The organism is Pseudomonas sp. FSL R10-0056 (genome assembly GCF_009600105.1).
GTDB classification, from domain to species: domain Bacteria; phylum Pseudomonadota; class Gammaproteobacteria; order Pseudomonadales; family Pseudomonadaceae; genus Aquipseudomonas; species Aquipseudomonas bubulae.
This window is the reverse complement of sequence record NZ_WIWL01000189.1, coordinates 21,443-42,288: the sequence shown is the minus strand read 5'-3', so window position 1 is coordinate 42,288 and position 20,846 is coordinate 21,443. Positions and strand designations below refer to the sequence as shown.

Annotated in this window: 17 protein-coding genes; 8 read left to right on the top strand and 9 right to left on the bottom strand. The window is 55.3% G+C overall.

Annotated elements, in window-relative coordinates:
- The first annotated feature begins 333 nt into the window (after positions 1 to 333).
- Together GHO42_RS15950 and GHO42_RS15945 are read left to right on the top strand one after the other, a co-directional pair.
- Positions 334 to 771 carry a DUF6530 family protein gene (locus tag GHO42_RS15950; protein ID WP_019410160.1) on the top strand — a complete coding sequence of 146 codons (438 nt, stop codon included), beginning with the start codon at positions 334 to 336 and terminating at the stop codon, positions 769 to 771.
- Between the two features lie 84 nt (positions 772 to 855).
- Complete coding sequence (locus tag GHO42_RS15945; RefSeq protein WP_019410159.1) at positions 856 to 1,086, top strand: hypothetical protein; 231 nt, start codon at positions 856 to 858, stop codon at positions 1,084 to 1,086.
- Between the two features lie 139 nt (positions 1,087 to 1,225).
- Here GHO42_RS15945 and GHO42_RS15940 read toward each other — a convergent pair whose 3' ends face one another.
- Positions 1,226 to 2,689, bottom strand: a complete 1,464-nt coding sequence (locus GHO42_RS15940; RefSeq protein WP_019410158.1) for a YfjI family protein — start codon at positions 2,687 to 2,689, stop codon at positions 1,226 to 1,228.
- Between the two features lie 656 nt (positions 2,690 to 3,345).
- Here GHO42_RS15940 and GHO42_RS15935 point away from each other — a divergent pair.
- The 5 genes from GHO42_RS15935 (at position 3,346) to radC (ending at position 7,377) form a co-directional block, all read left to right on the top strand.
- A complete protein-coding gene (locus GHO42_RS15935; RefSeq protein WP_019410157.1) occupies positions 3,346 to 3,675 on the top strand; it encodes a hypothetical protein in 330 nt (109 codons plus the stop codon).
- Positions 3,676 to 3,746: 71 nt separating this feature from the next.
- Positions 3,747 to 4,715 (top strand): DUF932 domain-containing protein, encoded by a 969-nt coding sequence (locus GHO42_RS15930; protein WP_019410156.1) that lies wholly within the window; start codon positions 3,747 to 3,749, stop codon positions 4,713 to 4,715.
- A gap of 81 nt (positions 4,716 to 4,796) precedes the next feature.
- A complete protein-coding gene (locus GHO42_RS15925; protein WP_019410155.1) occupies positions 4,797 to 5,801 on the top strand; it encodes a YqaJ viral recombinase family protein in 1,005 nt (334 codons plus the stop codon).
- A 106-nt stretch (positions 5,802 to 5,907) separates the two neighbouring features.
- A complete protein-coding gene (locus GHO42_RS15920; protein ID WP_019410154.1) occupies positions 5,908 to 6,828 on the top strand; it encodes a hypothetical protein in 921 nt (306 codons plus the stop codon).
- 51 nt (positions 6,829 to 6,879) lie between these two features.
- Positions 6,880 to 7,377: a DNA repair protein RadC gene (radC, locus tag GHO42_RS15915; RefSeq protein ID WP_019410153.1), complete on the top strand. Its 498-nt coding sequence runs from the start codon at positions 6,880 to 6,882 to the stop codon at positions 7,375 to 7,377.
- A gap of 105 nt (positions 7,378 to 7,482) precedes the next feature.
- Here the strand turns inward: radC and GHO42_RS15910 are convergent, their stop codons facing one another.
- Positions 7,483 to 8,139 (bottom strand): inovirus Gp2 family protein, encoded by a 657-nt coding sequence (locus tag GHO42_RS15910; RefSeq protein ID WP_019410152.1) that lies wholly within the window; start codon positions 8,137 to 8,139, stop codon positions 7,483 to 7,485.
- 325 nt (positions 8,140 to 8,464) lie between these two features.
- Here GHO42_RS15910 and GHO42_RS15905 point away from each other — a divergent pair, with 325 nt between their 5' ends.
- Positions 8,465 to 9,262, top strand: coding sequence for an Abi-alpha family protein (locus GHO42_RS15905; protein ID WP_019410151.1), 798 nt, complete (start codon positions 8,465 to 8,467; stop codon positions 9,260 to 9,262).
- 143 nt (positions 9,263 to 9,405) lie between these two features.
- On the opposite strand, the gene GHO42_RS15900 is transcribed toward GHO42_RS15905, so the two are convergent.
- From GHO42_RS15900 to GHO42_RS15870, 7 genes are all read right to left on the bottom strand, one after another.
- The gene (locus GHO42_RS15900; RefSeq protein WP_026014165.1) at positions 9,406 to 12,528 is read right to left on the bottom strand and encodes a type I restriction endonuclease subunit R; all 3,123 of its coding nucleotides are present in this window, start codon (positions 12,526 to 12,528) and stop codon (positions 9,406 to 9,408) included.
- A gap of 224 nt (positions 12,529 to 12,752) precedes the next feature.
- Entirely contained in the window at positions 12,753 to 14,165 is a 1,413-nt protein-coding gene (locus tag GHO42_RS15895; RefSeq protein WP_019410149.1) for an ATP-binding protein, read from the bottom strand.
- A complete protein-coding gene (locus GHO42_RS15890) occupies positions 14,162 to 15,100 on the bottom strand; it encodes a COG2958 family protein (protein WP_019410148.1) in 939 nt (312 codons plus the stop codon). Before GHO42_RS15890 ends, GHO42_RS15895 begins: the two co-directional genes overlap by 4 nt.
- Position 15,101: 1 nt before the next feature.
- Complete coding sequence (locus tag GHO42_RS15885) at positions 15,102 to 16,376, bottom strand: restriction endonuclease subunit S (RefSeq protein WP_019410147.1); 1,275 nt, start codon at positions 16,374 to 16,376, stop codon at positions 15,102 to 15,104.
- A complete protein-coding gene (locus GHO42_RS15880) occupies positions 16,366 to 18,315 on the bottom strand; it encodes a class I SAM-dependent DNA methyltransferase (RefSeq protein WP_019410146.1) in 1,950 nt (649 codons plus the stop codon). The genes GHO42_RS15885 and GHO42_RS15880 overlap by 11 nt, the downstream gene beginning before the upstream one ends.
- A gap of 103 nt (positions 18,316 to 18,418) precedes the next feature.
- Positions 18,419 to 20,200 (bottom strand): N-6 DNA methylase, encoded by a 1,782-nt coding sequence (locus GHO42_RS15875; RefSeq protein ID WP_019410145.1) that lies wholly within the window; start codon positions 20,198 to 20,200, stop codon positions 18,419 to 18,421.
- Positions 20,201 to 20,213: 13 nt separating this feature from the next.
- On the bottom strand, positions 20,214 to 20,471 hold the full coding sequence (locus GHO42_RS15870) for a DUF4258 domain-containing protein (protein WP_019410144.1): 258 nt from the start codon (positions 20,469 to 20,471) through the stop codon (positions 20,214 to 20,216).
- Between the last annotated feature and the right edge of the window lie 375 nt (positions 20,472 to 20,846).

Sequence of the window (20,846 nt, the reverse complement as noted above, 5' to 3'; positions counted from 1 at the left end):
GATCGTGATCGTCGCCAGGATCCGGCAGTCGATTGATTGTCTCGGTTAGGTACTGCTCGTAGGCATCGGCCGCCATGGCGTAATAGGTGCGACTCAACGTGGCGATTCGCGCCCAACTCTCTTGCACAATAAAGCTCTGCCCTTCGACTTCCATGAAACCATCCTCTCGGCCTATATAAACTAACGATAACGGTTTTTATCGTTAGTTTATAGACGAAAGCCATTACTCGAAAAAACACTGCGGACGGCCTTCCCTTTCGGATCTCTATTTACTAATATCAGTGAAATTACTAATTTTAGTAATGTTAGTGAATTTACTAAGGTGACGAGCACATGAAAATCCCGACGTACTTGAAGCACAAGCCCGTTCTTGAAGTCGCTAACTACGATCAACTCGATGGGCCTTACAGGAAGAAGACTGATGCGATGGGCCTTTCGGTAGGCCTGGCGCAATGGAACGAGCCCGGTTGCACGGAGATCTCGGCCAAGGTGTGGCGCAACACCGGCGAAAAATGGTCCCGCCAATCGGAAGAGTTACCCCTGCATCGGGTGATTGATCTGGCCACCCTGGTCTGCGCCGCTATCCGCTACGCCGAAAATGGCAACGAACTGACGGCCACCGATGATTTCCCCATCACCTTCTCCACCGATAACGAGGAATTGAAGCGGTACCTGGAGATCATGAAAAAAGAGCTGGCCGCCAATAAAGAGCATCTGGACGTGAGTCTGGATCGCTTGGTGATTGCCTTGAACAAACTAGGTAAATGCTAGATATCAGCAGTGGAACAATCGGGCCAGGACTCGCACCTAGATAGCGAAGCGGCTCTCCGATAGACGAACGAAAGGCTCCCCACGATGGCGACATTTACCCACACAGATAAGCAACGGGCTTTGAACAATGCTCACCAGGAGATTGCCCGGATTGAGGGGCAGGACACGCCAAACCGGGTAGAGCTCATGGCTGAGCGCGCGCGAGGCTATCTTGAGGCCTTGACAATCATGGGCGCGATCAGCGCAGCACAGTACGCTCAGTTGCTCGGGGAGGTGGATGAGGCCGAGCGTGTAGAGTCAAGTGCGCACAGTTGAGGCCGGCAACTGCGTATAACGGGGCACTCGTTAAATCGCCCCGCAGAAAAGCCCGCTGCGGCGGGCTTTTTCAGACAGATCGGTCTGGTAGCTGACGATAGGGGCGTTGTACCGGCTACGAGCGATGCCTAAATGAGCTTTAAATTAATGAAAGTAGGATCAAGCTAATACATTCAGTTTTACCCTGCTGAAAAGAATAAATCCGCCCTTGCTGACGAAGCACCTCCAAGGCCCTGTCTAGGCGACCGTTGCTCCTAAGCTTATTAGGCCCGCTCTGTCGTACGTGGTTTTTTGGGATATTTATACGACCGGTCATCGCCCTTTGCAGCCAACTGTAGAGTTCATTTGCATCAACTTCTTCTTGTGGCGGCGGCATAAAAAGCTTCATAAACTCGTCCGAGTAGTAGAAGCACAGGCTAATCGCGGCGTTAACGGTGCTCAGTGAAATATCCCCTTCGAAACCTTCAAAGCAATGAAATAAAGCAGCCACTCGCGCGATATTGTCCGCAAGCTTTGAAGCATGGTCCCCTGCTCCCGCAAAGCGCCCATTTGGCCGAATTTCTACTTCAATCGCATTGAAAATACTCAGCCATTGTTCACTGGCTTCGGGGGAGAAATGTATCACGCCTTTTTCTCGACCAGGGTCCTTCAGCAAGGCCATATTGGGCTGAAGTAGCTCGACTAGACGCGCTGCGAATTTATCGCAATGGTCCGACGACACGGTCCCATTTTCGATGAAACGAGAGCCCTGAGTTGACCAAGGCTGGCAGACCAAAAATCTTGCCCATAACCCGGAGCCTCGAGACTGTTCGCCACGCTGCTCCATGTAGTTTTGGAAGGCGCTCTCTTGCGCCATGATCGAAACCGTCAGACGTGCATCAGCGAGCACGTAACTCTCGATCGAAACACGATCTACGGTTATGGAGTCCCCGCTCCAGAGGGCATTCTGTTTCGACAGGTCATTCAAGGCTCGTCCATTCAAAACCCCACCGCCCTCACTGGAAATCAATCCTGCGGTCGGTAAGTCTTGATGCAACCCACGAAAGAGGGCTTCAGAAGTCGCATCCTCATAGAGAAGTTTGAATTGTTTGGGCTTGGTAGGCTTTGCGCTTTCCAGCACCTTGAACCTCCGATCTTCATCGTCTGAGGGTTCTTCTTGAATGGCTTTTTTGTGGATCGACTTGAGGATGGCTTTCTTCTTGGTTTCCCAAATGTGCAGCTCGGTTTTCCACTCGTTCAAAGCCGTTTGATAAATTAGGTTTTGCTGCTTCTGAACGGTACGGATAGCACCCAGAAAGACGTTCTCCACGGTGGATTTACGCTCACCTGAGTTCGCAATCGTCAGCAGCATGAGTGAAAGCGGCACGCGTTGGCCATTCGGTTTACGCACATCAAATAAGCCCTGTACGGCAACAGCAATCGCTGCCAGCGCCGTGGAGAAAATCAGCGGCCGAGGGGCTTTGATGTTGTTCTGGGCCTCATCCACGGCAGCGCTCAACAGTGGCAGTGGCATGTAATGCGGAAAAAAATCTCCTCGCCCTGGGAGGGGGGCGTAATTCTGGGGCTGCTGCCAAGGTATAGGCTGATTGAAAAATTGGCTCATTGCGCAACACTCACGGCGAATACTTCGGCAATCGTGCTCGTACCCCACCGACGATGGTGTTCAGTACCGTTGATTTCTGAGGCCTCCCCCAGGCATTGGCAAGATTGCCCTGGCTTCAAATACAGTCCTCTCACGACGGGCTTACCGCTGTTGTCGTTGTTCATCGTCCTACCTTGTTGTTGAGTTCAGACGCTGCCTGACTACCCTGATAGCCCATTGGCAATGGTTGTCAAAACGTCATTGTGGGTACGCCTATGGGCGGTCGCCGTCCCCCTCTTCATCTCCATCCTGGTGCTGGACCGTACTGGCGAGGGCGGGTCATTGCAGGTGATCCATCGACTAAAATCAATAAATACTTGTATGTAAACCTGCTATTTCCGCTACTAATAGCGGAAATAGCAGATTTTTATGGTGCATGGATATGTGTTTTGTGAGTATTTCATAGCGCCTCCCCACAAACCTAAAACTCGAGTCGAGCTCAGCTGCCGCCAAAATTTTTGGCATATTTAAATCTCGATCCCCTCTGCTTGAAATCGTATTCAAAAAAAATTCAGACCTATATCACTCCTGTGAACGCCCCACGGTATCGACTGCTGTCGGGGATTTGGCGTGCCAGCTTTTGCCTCAGCACGCTCATCACTTGAGAGGATCTGCGTATGTATACCCCTTGCCCAAGCTGTAACTCTGGACGCGTCGTCACGAAAAATATCGGTAAGCAAACGGGTGGATTAATTGGTGCGGCAGGCGGTGCGGCCAGTGGTGCCGCCGGTGCCCTGTCAGGTGCAGAAGCCGGCGCGGTGCTGGGCGTAGTCGGCGGGCCGGTGGGCATCGCTATCGGCAGCATCGCCGGGGCGATTTTGGGTGGTCTGTTCGGTGGGGTCGCGGGTGGCATTGCCGGGGCCACGCTGGGCGAGCAGATCGATGACAAGGTGCTGGATAACTATCAGTGCCTGGCGTGCGGCTACAGCTTCAGCGTCAACCGTTAAGTCGTTGTGAACAGGCGTCGTTTGTTGATGAAGCGACGCGCTTTTCCCTTCATTCGCAAGGAATTATTCCCATGGCTCATCTCGTTGAACAAATGGCTTACGTTGGCGCCACGCCCTGGCATGGTCTGGGCAGTCGCCTCTCCCCCAAACAACCGCTCGAAGTCTGGCAGCGTGAAGCCGGGATGGACTGGCAGATCCAGGAAAGCCCAGTCCACTTCAAGGCGGATGCCATCGGGCACCTGGGAAGTATTCATACCTTCCCTGAACAGAAGGTTCTCTACCGCTCCGACACCAAGGCCCCCTTGTCGGTGGTATCCAACCGCTACCAGGTGGTGCAGCCCCGTGAAGTGTTGGAGTTCTATCGCGATCTGACTGAGGTCTCGGGCTACGAGCTCGAAACCGCGGGAGTGCTCAAAGGCGGTCGCAAGTTCTGGGCGCTGGCCCGTACTGGGCAAGGCACGGCGTTGAAGGGCAACGACCAGGTGAATGGCTACCTACTGCTGGCCACCTCCTGTGATGGCACATTGGCCACCACCGCCACTCCGACCACGGTGCGCGTGGTCTGCAACAACACGTTGACCATCGCCCTGGACGGCACCACCCGCGCGATCAAGGTGCCGCACAACACCCGCTTTGATCCGCAGGCCGTGAAGAAACAACTGGGAATCGCCGTCTCCCAGTGGGACGAGTTCATGTACCGAATGAAAAATCTGGCTGAACGCAAGGTGCAGTGGCATGAAGCGATGGGCTTTTTCATGAACGTGCTGTGTGACGTAACCCCCAATAGCAAACTGCCCGAAGTCCTGCCGAACGAGCGCGCACTGCGCAAAGTCCAAGGGCTGTACGAAGGCGAGGGTCGTGGAGCAACGCTTGAATCAGCCCAAGGAACTGCGTGGGGCTTGCTCAACGCCGTGACCGAGTATGTCGATCACGAGCGACGCGCCAGGAGTACTGAATACCGCATGGACTCGGCCTGGTTTGGCCAAGGTGCGGTCATCAAACAACGCGCCTTGCAGGCCGCACTGGAGCTCGCCGCCTAGCTCCACTCACTTACTCAACTATTAAAGCGCCTGGTTAGCGTCTGCTGGCCGGGCGTTTTTTATGCCGCACAGGAAAACATCATGGGCACACAAACTCTGCAACACACCAGCAGCAAACCCCGTCCTGCGTTACGTCTGGTCGGCACCAAACAACTGCCGCGCGAGGACTGGTTGGCCGTACGTAAACAAGGTATTGGCAGCTCGGATGCCGCCGCAGCCGTGGGCCTCAACCCTTACAAATCCCAGTTGGAGCTGTGGATGGAGAAGACCGGCCGTGACACCGTACTGCCCAAACTTGATCCGCAGGATGAAGAGAGCCCTGCTTATTGGGGCAATATCCTGGAGCCGATTGTCGCAACACATTACACCCGGCGCAGTGGTCACCGGGTGCGGCGGGTCAATGCTGTGCTGCAGCATCCGGATCCCAAACTAACCTGGATGTTGGCCAACATCGACCGAGAGGTGATCGGCGCGTCAGAAGTGCAGATTCTCGAATGCAAAACCGCCGGCATAAACGGCGCACGCCTTTGGAAAGAAGGGGTGCCCGAGTATGTGCAGTTGCAAGTCATGCACCAGCTCGCCGTCACCGGCAAGCAGGCCGCTGATGTGGCGGTACTGCTCGGTGGTCAGCACCTGGAGATCCATCGTATCGAACGCGACGAATCACTGATTGCTCGACTGATCGACTTGGAGCGGCTGTTCTGGGATTACGTGGTCAGTGATACCCCGCCGCCGGCAGACGGATCTGCCTCAGCGGAGCAAGCGTTGCGCTGCCTGTATCCACAGGACAGTGGGCAAAGCCTGGACTTCAGCCAGGACGCGCTGCTCTGTACGACCTTTACCGAACTGCAGAGAGTGCGCGAATCGATTGCTCTGCAGGAGAAGCAGGAAGCTCAGCTCAAGCAAATGTTGCAACAGGCCATGGGCGATGCCAGTCGGGCGACCTTCGTGACCGGCTGTATTACGTGGAAGAAAGCCAAAGACAGCGTGGCCCTGGATATCCCCCGTCTGCTCAAAGAAAAGCCCTATCTGCAAGTACGCTACTCGACCACCAAAACCGGCAGTCGGCGTTTTCTGCTGGCCTGAACGTTCGTTCGCTCTTCCCTTATTCCCATGCCCTTTCTCTCCAACGCCACCCTGGCCGTTTGCGCGGTCTCGGTGGCGTTTCTATTTCAGATACAGGAGAACTTCCATGCTCAAAGGCTTAGCTATCACCCCTCCGGTACTCGGGCGTATTTCCATTGGCAAGGTCGTCGAGAAAAACGGCAAACGTCTGCCGGAGAAAGACGACCAGTTCACCATCACTTCGCAGGTACAAAGTCGCGACGGCTGGTTACTGCATCCCCTTAACGAAGAACTGCGCAATGGCCAGGACGGCAAGCTGCGCAGCATTCCGATTCGGCTGCTGTTCAACGAGCCGGACCTGAACTTTCGCGCGGACTACAGCCTGTTCGACCGCACCACTGGCAGACCAATGTGCGTCGGCAATGGTGAGACCTGCAAGCGTTTGACCAAGGATGGCATCCAGTCGTTGCCCTGCCCTTCACCGGATGGCTGCTCACTGGCTCAAGGCAATGCCTGCAAGCCTTACGGCCGGCTGAACGTGGTGATTGGCGATGACGATCCGCTGGGCAGCTTTGTCTTCCGTACCACCGGTTTTAACAGCATTCGCACCCTGGCAGCGCGCCTGCATTACCTGCAAGCCATCTCCGGCAATCGACTGGCCTGTTTGCCGCTGGAGTTACGCCTGCGCGGTAAATCCACCCGGCAAAGCCATGGCACGCCGATCTTCTACGTGGACATCACGGTACGCAATGGGCTGACCCTAGAAGACGCCTTACTGGCAGCCAAGCAAGTGGAGGAAACCCGGCAAGCCGCAGGTTTTGACCAGCGCGCCTTGGATCACGCGGCCCGGCAGGGCTTTAACAATGGGGCCTTTGAAGACAGTGAGGAGGACACCGGGGCCGTCGTCGAAGAGTTCTTCCCCGCCATTGAAGATCAGACCAGCCCTATAGAGCCCCAAGCCCAACTGGCAGCGCCTGCCAACCCCTCACTCGCCCAAAAGTTGGAGTCGCAAGCCTCGCGGCACAACGGCAAGCCCACCGTCCAGTAACAGGGTTTCTCAGATCCCTCCGTTCTCACGCATTCGCACAGGAATATCCGCATGAAATATCACAAACTCAAAGCCGGTGAAACCACCGGTACCTACGTGATGGAATCACCGGTCACCGAAGCTGACATCCTGCGTATGGCTCAGCAGCTGGCAATGAGTCGCCTGTCTAAAGGCCGGGCATTGACTGAGCCCAAGCAGGTCTTCAGCCACCTGCAAACACTGCTGCAGTACCACGAACATGAAGTCTTTGCTTTGCTACTGCTCGATACCAAACACCGGGTAATAGGCTTCAGGGAGCTATTCCGAGGCACGCTGGATGGGGCCAGCGTGTACCCGCGGGAAGTGGTCAAGATCGCTCTAGAGCACAACGCCGCGGCCGTAATTATGGTTCACAATCATCCCTCCGGCGATCCGGAGCCAAGTCAGGCTGATCGCACGCTCACCGCCACCCTCAAGAACGCTTTGAACATGGTCGGTACCCGGATATTGGATCATGTCGTGGTGGGCCATGAAGGCTGCGTGTCGTTGGCTGAACGAGGTTACCTGTAGCCCTTATGGTCACACCGTCCGATAGACTGCTCTTGGCTGATGCCAGGGCGGTCATCGGCACGGTACCCAATCACTTATTTTTTTGTCGTGATCCAGTGGTTGTACTTAGCTTCGGCTGCAGCCAAAGCCATGGCTGCCATCCACAAAGGCCTTGGTAGCCGACTTGCAGAGATAACTGGTTCGGTGGAAGAACACAGCCTGCCCAACCAGGTCGTCACGATGTAAGTGATAGTAAGGATTCGGCGGGATCTCGACCAAGCCGCTGACAGCCTCTACAGATAGGCCCAAGGCGCTGGCCCAGGCCTCCACCAGACGGTTGAACATGTTGTCCCTACCAGGCTCAAACTTACCCAGCGCGTTGAAGGCATCGTAGTTCAACAGAATGGCCAGATGGTGGTGCGGCTTGCCATGCTGGCCTTGCTCTCGCGCCCAGACGTATCGGACCTTGCTGTCGTGAGCATAGGGATTCAATTGGCGAGCCATACTGCGGTTATGTCGGATCTTGGCTTTAAAGGATTCGATGAAACGCTCAATGACCTGATTCGTGTACGCGTAGTCAGGTAACTGAAGTCCTACAGGCAGTCGTAGGTCGACTCGGAAGGCAAATACTCTGGAGTATTGAGCAAGAGCGCACTGCATCGTCTGTTGGAGACGATTCAGGTACTGCTGAATGAAAGGACCTTTGTCTTCTTGAACAGGCCAGCTCTGGAAGGTGCTGCCGCTGTGAAGGATCAGGTTGGTGTTATCAGGGTGGCGGATCATGTAGGTACTCCAGTGCTTAGTTTCATACCTTCAGCATGGGGAGTACTTATTTACCGACGGTCCTGCACTGCTTCCTTGCAGTCAGGCCTAAATGGGCCTGAATCATTGTCTAGACCTACTGGACGGATCATTGATCCTGGGTAGAAGAGGTAGCTATAGAGGCATACTACCAATACCGAAAATCCATCTCCTGTTCCACAGAGATAAACCCCCGCGGATAGCTACTTAAAGTAGTTAGAACTAAGGGATTTATTACTCTGGTAAAAAATCATGATGATCGAAGGAGATCATTGCTTTTAGACTCATTAAATCAATAAGTATCCGTATGTCGGACGAAACTGAAGCGGTAACAGAAGCCGCTAAGGCTATACAGGAAGTCGCTATGGCCAGCGGCAATGCGATTGATGTCGTACGGAGTGCCGGAGGATTTCTAGACCGTGTTTTCGGCCGCGCAATCGAGGACACAGTCGGTTTGTACTGGACCGACAAGATCGCGGCAAAGCGCATTGAGGCCTCGATCTACAGTTGGGAGCGGCTGGAGTCATTGGTGCACAAAGCAAAAAGTCGGCTCGAAGAGAACGGTGTCGTCAACATCCGGGCTATTCCGCCCAAGGTAGCACTCCCCCTACTCGAATATGCAACTGTCGAGGATGAAGAAGATTTGCACACTCTATGGGCGAATCTGATGGCTACTGGAATGGATGCGAGCGAGGAAGGTATACACCGCAAGTACGTGACAACACTCGGCGAAATGACAGCCATTGATGCATTTGTCCTGTCCTCGATGTTCGAGGAAGCGGAGAAGGAAACCTCTAAAAAAGAGACCGGAGATTTGAGTCTTGCCTACGGTCCCGGCGTCGATGGTACGAACGCCCACGACCCTGTGTCAGTGATAACGTTGAATCGGCTAGGTCTTATCGAACCCGCTTACATCAAGTTCAAGACGTTCGAGCCTGGCGGACACGACGACCGTTATGGCGAATATGGTCCCTCTCAGGATGAGATAAGTTTTCCGGGAGATTTGTCGAGCGTCGTCATTACACGGTTAGGCTATGCGTTCGGGAGAGCGGTTGGTTTGACGATCTCAGGCGCGACCTCATCGCCGTCGCAGCCAAAAATATAGCGTACAGCCATTCTCCATTCGGTCGAGACATTCCGAGGCCACAGAAGTCTAAGTCAGGCGACACCTGTAGATTCATTGCCAGAGAAAAGGTGTCGCATGCTTCTGTCTCGCTGTCCCTACGGACAGGCTCGCTGAGCTCACGCCTATAGCCACGCCTCACAGAGCGTTTCCGCCTGGTTGAGCACTAACTGCGCCGCTTCCTCAGCTTGATCCGGCGGGTACTTGTACTTGCGCAGAATCCGTCGCACCAGGATGCGCAGTTTGGCCCTCACGCTTTCACGGCTGCTCCAATCGACACTGACGTTGGCTCGCAGGCTGGCGGTCAGTTCATGGGCAATTTTGGCCAGGATCTCGTCGCCCAGTTCGCGCACCGAGGCCTCGTTGTTGGCCAAGGCATCGTAAAACGCCAGCTCGTCATCGTTGAGTCCAAGCGCATCGCCACGCTGGCTCGCGGCGGCGAACTTCTTGGCCATTTCGATCAGCTCTTCGATGACCTGAGCGGTCTCGATCGAGCGGTTTTGGTAGCGTTTGATCACATTGGCCAGTAGCTCAGAGAACTTCTTCTCCTGGGCCAGGTTGGTGCTGTAACGGCTCTTGATTTCGCCTTCGAGCAAACGCTCCAACAGCTCGACCGCCAGGTTCTTCTCTGGAAGATTGCGTACCTCTGCGAGAAACGCGTCGTCGAGCAGGCCTATATTTGGTTTGTCCAGGCCCACCGCCTCGAAGATGTCCACCACGTCGCCAGAGACCACGGCATTGCCGATGATCTGGCGAATGGCCAACTCGCGCTCTTCGTCGGTCTTTTTCTGCTGACTCACTTCACGCTTGATCAAGATCACCTTGATCGCCTGGAAGAATGCCACTTCCTCCCGTACGGCCTTGGCTTCATCCAAGGTGCAGCATAGGGTGAAGGCCTTGCTCATGGCCAGCGCGGTGTCAGCAAAGCGCTTCTTGCCGTCTTCCAAGCCCAACACATGGTTGGCTGCCCCGGCCAGCAGCTTGTGTCCACCGGTGAGAAAATCGCTGTAATCGAAGCCATGCAGTAGGCTGCGCAGGACGTCGAGTTTCTCCTCCAGCACTGAATAGGCTTCATGGGCATCCACGGTTGGCCGCCCTTTTCCCTTGCTGCCGGTGTACTCCTTGAGCGCCGCTTTTAGCTCATTGGCGATACCGATGTAATCCACCACCAGGCCGCCTTGCTTGTCCTTGAACACACGGTTGACCCGGGCAATGGCCTGCATCAGGTTATGGCCCTTCATGGGCTTGTCCACGTACAAGGTGTGGACGCAGGGCGCATCGAAGCCGGTCAGCCACATGTCACGGACGATCACCAGCTTGAGCGGATCGAATGGGTCCTTGAAGCGCTTTTCCAGGCGTTTTTTGAGTTGTCCAGAATAGATGTGCGGCCGCAGCAAGGCCTTGTCTGAGGCACTGCCGGTCATGATGATCTTGATCGCACCTTTCTCCGGATCTTCGTCGTGCCACTCCGGACGCAGGGCGACGATCTCGTTGTACAGGTGCACACAGATCTCGCGGCTCATGGCCACCACCATGGCCTTGCCGGGCATCTGCCCCATGCTGACAAGCCCCTGATTACGCTCCTCGAAGTGCGTGACCAGATCAGCCGCCACGCTGTGGATCCGCGGCTCAGCCCCGACCACCTTTTCCAGTGCGGCCCAACGGCTTTTCAGGCGCGACTGCTGGTCGTCCTCTTCATCTTCGGCCAGTTCATCGACCTGATCGTCGATCGCGGGTAGCTCGCTGTCTTTCAAGGACAACTTGGCCAGACGCGATTCGTAGTAGATGGCGACGGTTGCACCGTCTTCGGTGGCTTGCTGCATGTCGTAGACGTGAATGTATTCACCGAAGACCGAACGGGTGTCGCGGTCTTCGCTGGACACCGGGGTGCCGGTAAAGGCCACGAAAGTGGCGTTTGGCAGCGCATCGCGCAGGTGCTGGGCATAGCCCACTTGGTAACGGGTCTGGCTCTCGGCGGCCTGCAGCCCCTCCGACGTTTTCAGCTCGGCGCCAAAGCCGTATTGGGTGCGGTGCGCTTCGTCGGCGATGACCACGATATTCGAGCGGTCGGACAGCACCGGAAAGGTGTCTTCATCCACCCCAGGCATGAATTTTTGGATGGTGGCGAAGACAATACCGCCACTGGGGCGGTTGGCCAGCTTGGTGCGCAAGTCACCGCGTGACTCCACTTGGACGGGCTGTTCGCGCAGCAGATCCTGGGACAACGAGAACACTCCGAACAACTGGCCATCCAGGTCGTTGCGATCGGTGATCACCACGATGGTTGGGTTCTCCATCGCCGCTTCCTGCATCACCCGGGCGGCGAAACAGGTCATGGTGATGCTCTTGCCCGAGCCTTGGGTGTGCCAGACCACTCCGCCCTTATGGGTGCCGCCGGGACGCGAGGCGGTGACCACCTGCTGAATGGCGGCGCGCACGGCGTGGAATTGGTGATAGCCGGCAATTTTCTTTACCAGTCGGCCGTCATCCTCGAACAACACGAAGTAGCGCAGGTAATCGAGTAACATCTTCGGTGCCAGGGCACCACGTACCAAGGTCTCTAGTTCGTGGAATTGACCCAGCGGGTCGAGATCCTGGCCGTCGATGGTGCGCCAGTTCATGAAACGTTCGGCATCGGCCGATAACGAGCCCATTTGGGCGTCGCTGCCATCGGAAATCACCAGAATTTCGTTGTACTGGAACAGGTCCGGGATCTGCTCCTTGTAGGTCTGGATCTGGTCGAAGGCTTTGCTCAGATCGGCCTTCACATCGGCCGGGTTTTTCAGTTCCAACAACACTAACGGCAGGCCGTTGACGAATAGGATGATGTCCGGACGCCGGGTATGTTTCGGCCCCTGGATGCTGAACTGATTGATCGCCAGCCAGTCGTTGGCTTTCATCTCAACCCAGTCGATCAGGCGCACAAAATCGCCACGGGTTTCACCGTCTTTTTGGTACTGCACCGGTACGCCACTGACCAACAGGCGATGGAACAAGCGGTTGGCCGACAGCTGTACCGGCAGGCCCAGTTCGAGCACCTGCTTGAGCGCATCTTCGCGTGCGACCAGCGGCACCTTGGGATTGAGCTTGGCCATGGCGCTGCGCAGACGCTCGACCAAGACTACCTGACGGTAGTTGTCACGCTCAGGGCTCTCGCCATCATAGGCGATAGTCGGCCCGTACAGGTGGGTGTAGCCCACCTCTGCCAGCCAGCTGAGGGTTTCCTGTTCCAATTGGTCTTCGGTCATTACGGCATCAATCCCTTTTAAACCCTCGAAATTGGACAGCGGCTTGCTGCCCAATTAAGTATTCCACCCCGCCTCATAGGTCGGGCCGTCTACTTGTTCGTTTACTGTGTCGGTCTACGGGCGGCAGGCTGTACCGACAATAGCGATTAAATAAGCCGAGCCCATGGCTAGAAGCCTACAGCGCGGCTGCCCGCTCTGACTGACGTCAGCGATTAAATGAAACCTCACACCCAGAAAGGTACATATTTCGAGTAGCGCTTGGAGGCGTTTTCCGGATCATCGAGCTTGATCAAGCCCTGGCCCACCGTGGCCGCAATGATTTGTGAAACGCTCGCGATTTTGGCCCGGGTGTCTTCCAATTTGAAGCGCTCACGTAGGCTCTGATTGGTCATTTTCTCGTTGCTGACGTACTTGAGGCAGCAATGGAGATAACACGCTCTTACGCGCTCGATCGGCTCCATGTCAGCGAAATCTTTGTGTGCATACAACGCTACCGTGGTGTGTAGAGTGGACACTCGCACATAGGGTGGCGGCAGTTGGTAGTACTCGGTGCTGAATACCACCTTGTCGATGCCACTGCCTTTTTCTTCGCAGATGCCCATACGGCGCATCAGATCCGCAAGCTTCTCATTGCGAGACTTGTACTCGTCGACGAAGCGCTCGGTTGGAATCAGAGGTTGACCTGGATTGGTGATCTCAACGCGGTCGGTGTAGATTTCGACTATTACCGAGCCGCCTGTCTCATCAAGGTCTTGATGTACTAGAGCGTTGGCAATGAGCTCGCGAATGGCCAGCTCCGGAAACATGCGAACTTCTTCACGCAGCGCCTGCCCGATCACCTCGTTCATGGGTAACTGGCTGTTGACGTAGCTGATCAGCCCCTCGAAGCCAACCGCATAGCCTTTTTGGCCGATGAGGTCGCGCTCGGTCTCCAGCTTATTTTTCCCTTTGTATTTCACTACGCGAACAGCCTTGCGCTGCAACGATTCGAACTCGCGCAGATCTTTGGCCAGCAGTAAGGCGCCAAGGTTGGTGATTCGGTATCCCATCCCATCAGCTCTTACTAGCTTCTCGCTTATCAAGCGGGCAAGGATGCCTTCTCGCGTAGCTGGGAGCGGCATTTTCAACAGGTCGAAAAATGTCTGCACATCCAGCAAAGAAATAAGGACATCGGCATCAATCAATTGAGAGGCATCCCCTGTCAGGAATCCCGGCTGCCCCTCAGCAAAGATCCGCTTCAGCTGATCCGCCGTCATCGGCACCAGGTCTTCCCCGGCCCGCATCAGATAGGCACCGTCGTGATGCAACGGCTGGCCGATCGGGCGTGTGGGAATTTCGAAAACCAGCACGCGGCCATCTGGATGTTGCAGCTCGTGAACATCAACCCGGATGCGTAGAGCCTCAAGAAGCTTTGCCTTGATTTGCCCAGGATTCGGGAACGCCACAGTGCCAACCACCCGGCGTGGCGGTTTGTCACTGACCCCGAGTACCAGATAACCGCCGCCTTCGTTGGCCAGGGCCACGCAATAGCGAAGCAGCTTAGTGCTGTCGTATTGCTGCTTGGCTTCCTTGAACTCCAAATGCTCGGTTTCAGGAGCTCCGGCCAGCCAGTGCTCCAATTGTTGGGATGAAATCATGCGGTGACCTCCCACTCCTTGGCCGATAGTTCGCCGGTCTGGTGGAAGCGACGTATGCGGCCGATGAACTCGGCGAAGTCGCCATTCTCTTCAGTCAGTCGGTTACACATATCCCAGTCGATTTCGCTGCGTTCGCGAGCCGGGATCAGAATCTGGCTTTCCGTGGGACTGTGTACGTCGAGCTGAATCACACCAATGCCATGAGCGGCAGCGAGCATGCGTAACTCTTTAAGCGTGCCGTCGCCCTCCACCGTGGCTGCCACCAGGTAGCCGAAATGCGCCCAAGAGGAGTTGGACACGGCCTGGAAGAAACTCTTGCGCGCATTGGAACGGTTGAGCAGCAGCTTGACCTCGAACGACCACAGTCGAGCACGACGCTCGCCCAACACGCGGACGCAGTCACGCAAGTCGAGCGTCCAGTCGGCAGTCAGGTCTTCTAGGCCTACCAGGTCCGGATGCAACCATTCGTTGCCACCGCTGCCAGCACGGTTGGACGAACGCTTTTCGTTGATCCGCATGGCGTACACGCGCTGCTCGTCCGTCAGCAGGTATTCCGCCAGAAACGGATAGAGCGCATGCTCACGCAACGGCGAGGGTTCAGGCAGGTCTGACGGTATCAGTGTGACCCCTTCAGCCGCCGCCACCTCCGCGTTGGCATCCATGTCCGACCAGTAATAGTGACGTGGCCGTCCTTCGGTCGTTTTCAGTTGAGGGTGCATCTGCTGCCAGCGTGGGCGTGAACCAGAGATTTCCGCCACCAGTTGCTGTACCAGGTCATTGTCGGTCTGGATGTAGCTGGCACTGCCCTCTTTCTTGACCGCGCATTCTGCAGGAAACTGCTCAAATATCCATTGCGCTAGTTCGCGGGCGGTCTGCTGGGTATCCGTCAGGTTCTGCAGGCGTTCGATGACACGTTGACGGAGGTTCAGAGCCATATTAGACAGCCTCCGACAACATATTCTCGACGGAGGCTTCCACTTCCGGCAGGAGCAGCTGGCCAGAGATCAGGCGAGGCAGCAGGGTATCGCGGAGTTGAGTGAGGGTTTGGGCTTGGCAATTATTTTGTTCGATCTGATCCTCAATCAAACCAGCAATGCTCTCGAAGCATGTCACGACACTTTCAGTCGGAACCAAAATCTTGAATACTTTCAAATTATCAATCGTGACTTGTGGTTGAGCAGATCCTGTCACGTACGGAACCAAATCAGAATTCTTCATGAACCCTTTCAAATAGCTAAACGGAAGATTTTTGGTTTTCTCAAGTATTAGCGAGTTATTCGTAACGAAAGCCTTAGGAGATGACTGATTTATTTTTCCTGACGCTGCACCACGACAAGCCACAATCACTTGGCGCGACTCGTACAGATACTCACTGAAAAATCCGATCTGTCCGTTTCCACCAAATACGGGAAATCCTTCCTCTAGCAGCCTCGTTGTTGGCAGGTTTTTGCCATAAGCAATTCTGAGTTCATCGCCAATTTGCCCAACTCTCCATCCTCTCGGTACCAATCCCAATTCGGATTCTTCAAAACTGTCGGGAAACAGCGCCGCGGTGATGGCATCCATGCCTTCCGGCTCTAGACCTTCGACCTTGGCGCGCACGGGGTCGAAATTGACGAACCAGGATTTGAAAAGTGCCCGAGCGATAGCTTCCAGGGTGGCGTTGGTATCGCGCAGCAGGGAGATACGGTTATCGAGAGCGGAGAGAATATCGCTAATTGCGCTCTGCGTAGCAAGTGATGGATAAGGAACCTTGAAGTCCTCGATCATCCCTTTGGTTAGAGCGCTCCGCGTTGCACCTGCTCCTGCCAAACCAAGCATCAAATTTTGTTGGTACGGTGAAGCAAGGAAGTAACGAAGGAACCGGCTATCCAGAGTTTTAGAGGCCGGACGGATGATTGCAACGTGTTGATTGACTCGTGCGGGTAAGTACTGAGCAAGAGCTAAGCAAACTCGAGCGACGGAGTCACCGGTGATGTTGAGTAGTACATCGCCTTGCTGGACGGCAACGCCATCTAATTTCTGCGCTTGATCATCACTTATGAAAACCAAGCCGGCAGGATAAAAACCATCGTTGTAAATATTTTGGCTCCGAATCAATCGATAGGGGCCAACTTCCAGGTAAGCATCTTTCCCACCTTTGGGCGTCGCGCCGCTGCCGATTTTCTCGCAACAATCTCCTAAGCGAACCCAATTCCACTCAGTACTCATAGCCCAGCCCCCCCAGCTTCTGGCGGATCAACTGGTCGAGTTCCGTGCCTTTGGCAATTTGCTCTCCCAGCAGGCCGGTGAGGTTCTGCATCTTGTCGGCAAAGGCTTCATCGTCGTCCTCGACCGCCTCGGTCCCAACATAGCGGCCTGGGGTGAGTACATGCCCGTGCTCGGCGATTTCACTGAGGGTGACGCTGCGGCAGAATCCAGCCACATCGGCGTATTCGGAAATATCACCGCCGACATCCAGCGGTACTCCGCGCCAATTGGCCACGGTCTGCGCGATGCGCTCGATGTCGCTGTCGAGCAGCTCAATTTGCACCCGGCTGACGTTGGTACCGAGCTTACGCGCGTCGATAAATAGTACCTCGCCGGGGCGGGCAACTTTCTGTTTGGCCAAAAACCACAGGCAAGCCGGGATCGGTGTATTGAAAAACAACTGACCGGGCAAGGCGACCATCACTTCCACCACGTCGGCCTCGACCATGGCCTTGCGAATGTCACCTTCGCCGTTCTGGCTTGAACTCATAGAACCGTTGGCCAACACGATGCCGGCGCGGCCACTGGATTTTAGGTGAAACAGCATGTGCTGCAGCCAGGCATAGTTGGCATTACCTTGCGGCGGTGTGCCATACACCCAACGTGGGTTGCCATCAAGACTGCCGTGCCACCAATCGCTGATATTGAACGGCGGGTTGGCCAAGACAAAGTCAGCACGCAGATCCGCATGCTGGTTACGGATGAAGGTGTCGGCCGGCTCACGGCCGAGGTTGAAGTCGATACCACGGATGGCCAAATTCATCGCGGCCAGCCGCCAGGTGGTTGGGTTAGACTCCTGGCCGTAGATGGAAACGTCACCGAGTTTACCGCCATGGGCTTCGATGAACTTTTCCGACTGCACGAACATGCCGCCGGATCCGCAGCAAGGGTCGTAGACCTTGCCGTGGTGCGGGTTGAGCACCGCGACCAGGGTTTTGACGATGCTGGCCGGGGTGTAGAACTGCCCGCCCTTTTTGCCTTCGGCGCTGGCGAATTGGCCGAGGAAGTATTCGTAGACCTGGCCGAGCAGGTCGCGGGCTTGGTTGGCGTCGCCACCGAAGCCGATAGTAGAGATTAAGTCGACCAGCTCACCGAGCTTGCCGTCGGGTAGCTGGGCGCGGGCGTAGCGCTTGTCGAGGATGTTTTTCAGTGGCGGGTTTTCTGCTTCGATGGCGGCCAGGGCCTCGTCGATGCGTTTGCCGATGTCGACCTGTTTGGCAGCGGCGCGCAGCGACTCCCAGCGGGCCACTTCCGGCACCCAGAACACGTTGACTGCCTTGTAGTAATCGCGCTCTTCCAGTTCTTCGGCGAAATACGCGGGGTCGTCGCCGCCCAGGTAGTAGTCGTCGCTGGCATCGGCAAAACGACGTTCCAGCTCGGCGCGACGGCCGGCGAAGCTGTCGGAGATGTACTTGAGGAAGATCAGACCGAGAACTATGTGCTTGTATTCGGCGGCATCCATATTGGCGCGCATCTTGTCAGCGGTGGCCCACAGAGTTTTTTGCAAGTCCTGCAGGGTGCTGCTGGTCTGGCTGGATTCGGCGGCATTGCGGCTGGATTTCTTCTTCGCCGGCAGTTCTGGCTGATCCTCGGCATCATCCATATCGTCGATGTCCTGTTCTGGAGCAAAGCGCGCGAGAGCCTTACTCAATGCCTGTTCTGCCAGGCTGGATGGCGCTTGTTCTGCGCCATCGGTACGACGCACCGCACCGCCACGACCACGCCCCTTGGCCAGCAGGCCTTCATCGATCAGAGCATCGCGCACGGTCCAGAACACATCTTCGGCCAGCTGTGGGAACTGCCTGCGTAGCTGTTCGAGTAGCGATTGGTTGCCGATGGTACTGCCATCGCCGGGCACGCTAGTTAGAATGGCATCGCGTAGTATTGTTTGATCTGTCATGTACTGCTCCAAGCAGCAGAACATTGGAGGCGTCCTGCCGATGTAAAAAAGGGAAGTCTTTAACACTTCCCTGCGAAGAAACATGTCGCAGGGAGACTTTTGTTCAGGTCAGAGACCAAAGATCCGAGGCAAGCAATGATTGCTCTTGCCGGAGATGATTAATTTCTTTCTGCAGTCGAGCCTCTTTCTCGAGTGTTTCGATTGCCTGCTGACAGATCGCAGCATCGGGCAGCAATATTTCTAAGCGCTCCAGTTCGCGTAGCTGGATCAGCTGAATGGTGGCGCCCGAGACAATGCCACTAAGCAGTTCCCGGCCAAGTTCTGAGCGCAGCTGAAGGAACAGAGCACGAGGGTCAATCGGGTCTGTAGCGTCTGCACGCAGTACGATTGCTGACTGACCTGCAACCCAGCCATCAGCGCCAGGTGGTGGCACGTCATGCGGAACAATACCTACCTTACCGACACTGCCCTTTACGATGAGTACGATATCGAGCGGGCGGAGGAATTGCTTAGCATGCTTGGTTAGCGCGAACGGCTCAACCTTTAGCGCCCGTCCGGGTGTACTGATGTAGCCGTAAGGAGGCAAATCAGCAGCCCCGATCTCCCATACCCCAATACTGTCGTCATCTTGTGAAGTAACTGGCATGGGGCGAACGGTGCTGACTAGAGACTTGAGTACGACTGTCCTGGATTGATTCAGCAGGGCCTGCAGTTGCTTCGTTGTATCGGGCAGTACGTAACGACTGACCTGTAGCTGGGCGTCGTTTTTGAGCACGTCTTCCACAGAGGCGTGTACTTGGTTGTCTGTATCGGCATTGGATTCGATCTGTGTCACAAGCTTATCGACGTTGATCATTTGGCATTTAGCCTTGGATACCGACTCTCTGAAGTAAGCGGTGTCAGCGTTGATAAACTGGATCTTGTCGAGTCCTCCGGTGGGGTTAAGCACCAGAATGGAAAAGGCAATGTTGGTGTTTGCCAATAGACCTGCAGGCATGGAAATGACTTTTTCAACTTTGCCCTGCCGGACGAGATCCTCACGCAACGAGCGCTCAGCGCCCGCACTGAATAAAAGGCTGTTCGATACCGCGATGACCACGCGGCGCTTTGCTTGGCGGAGCAAATGGAGAATGGCGAGAACGGCACCCGAGGTTGTTTTTTCTGGGAATCGGCTAAACCAATCGTTATTTGTTACATCTGCGGAGTAGCGAATGCCCATAGGTGGGAATGCTACTGCGACATCGAACTGCCGTAGCTGACCATTCTCAACAGCTGAAGGGTTGCGGATCGGGTCTGCATAATGAACCTGGAATCGGTGATCGCTCAGCAGACTGATCAAGGCTGGAACGGCAGAGAGGATTGGGCTTTCTAGGTAAACATCAGTATCAGCACTGGTTACTGAGGCGGCTAAAGTCCCCCTGGAATCCCAAGGCACATAAACACCTTCCCCTGGTAGTCCCCCAGCTAGACCAGCCAGTAGGGCAGTAACTTCCAGCGGAAGATCAGGTTCCTGGCTAAACTTTGACGATAAAGAACTGATTGCTCTAACAGGATCAAAGTTTTTCAGCATTCCAGCCTGATCCAGGCGCAATGCTAGGGTGAGCGCTGGCTGCAGTAACCGAGGGTCTAGACGTCCAAAATCGGTACCGTTCGCGAATGCCTGACCTATCAGGTCACCCTCTTGAGCCAACCGTGTCAGCACCTGGAGCAGCCTGCTTGGCTCGTCCAGTAATGTGGTGCTGAGACTCAGGTCGTCAGAAAGCTCACCTGTGCTGGAGAGCTTTACCCAAGCTAAAACCTGTAGGGCCAGTTCGAGCGATTTAGCTGAGGTGAGCTGAATCGCTTCGAGGCTTTCCTGCAGTTGGGTGATGATCTTCTCTTGCATAGTCGCTTCCATTTTAGTGCCGACGCGAATTGCAGTTATAGGTTGTGATCAGCGCATCGCCTTCGGTTACGACTGTTACACCACCTTTATCCAAAATCTTCTTCAGGACACGCATAGCTTGCTGAAGCTCGCGAAGCTGTTCCTGTGCCTCATCGCGACTCAGGATGAATTTGTCCTGCTTGGGCGTTCCGGAATCCAGAACCAGGTTCACCATTTCACGATTTATGCCGCGTTGAGCCATCCGTTGCTTCATGTGCTCTGTTGCGTTCATGTCTCCATCCTCCAAGCAGGTTTTATGGGAGACATACTCGCGCAGTTTTTTATTTCTGTCAAAAGGTAATAGATACCTTTTTTATTTTTTTGTTATTTTAATTGCCGTGGAGCGTATGGCTCGTGCCTAGCTAACGGGGGCTGAGCTCAGGAAAGGTTGTTTCGCACGATTGGGCGCGGTACCGGACAGTCGAGCTCTAACCCGCTGCCTCAAGCTAGTGCGCATGCCATGGTGCGTCGGCGCGCCTTGGCAGCCGGGATCCAGACGCTGATCGACAATCACACGTTTCGCGCCACCGGGATCACGGCCTATTTAAAAAATGGTGGCACCCTGGAAAACGCGGCGGCCATGGCCAACCATGCTTCGACCCGCACA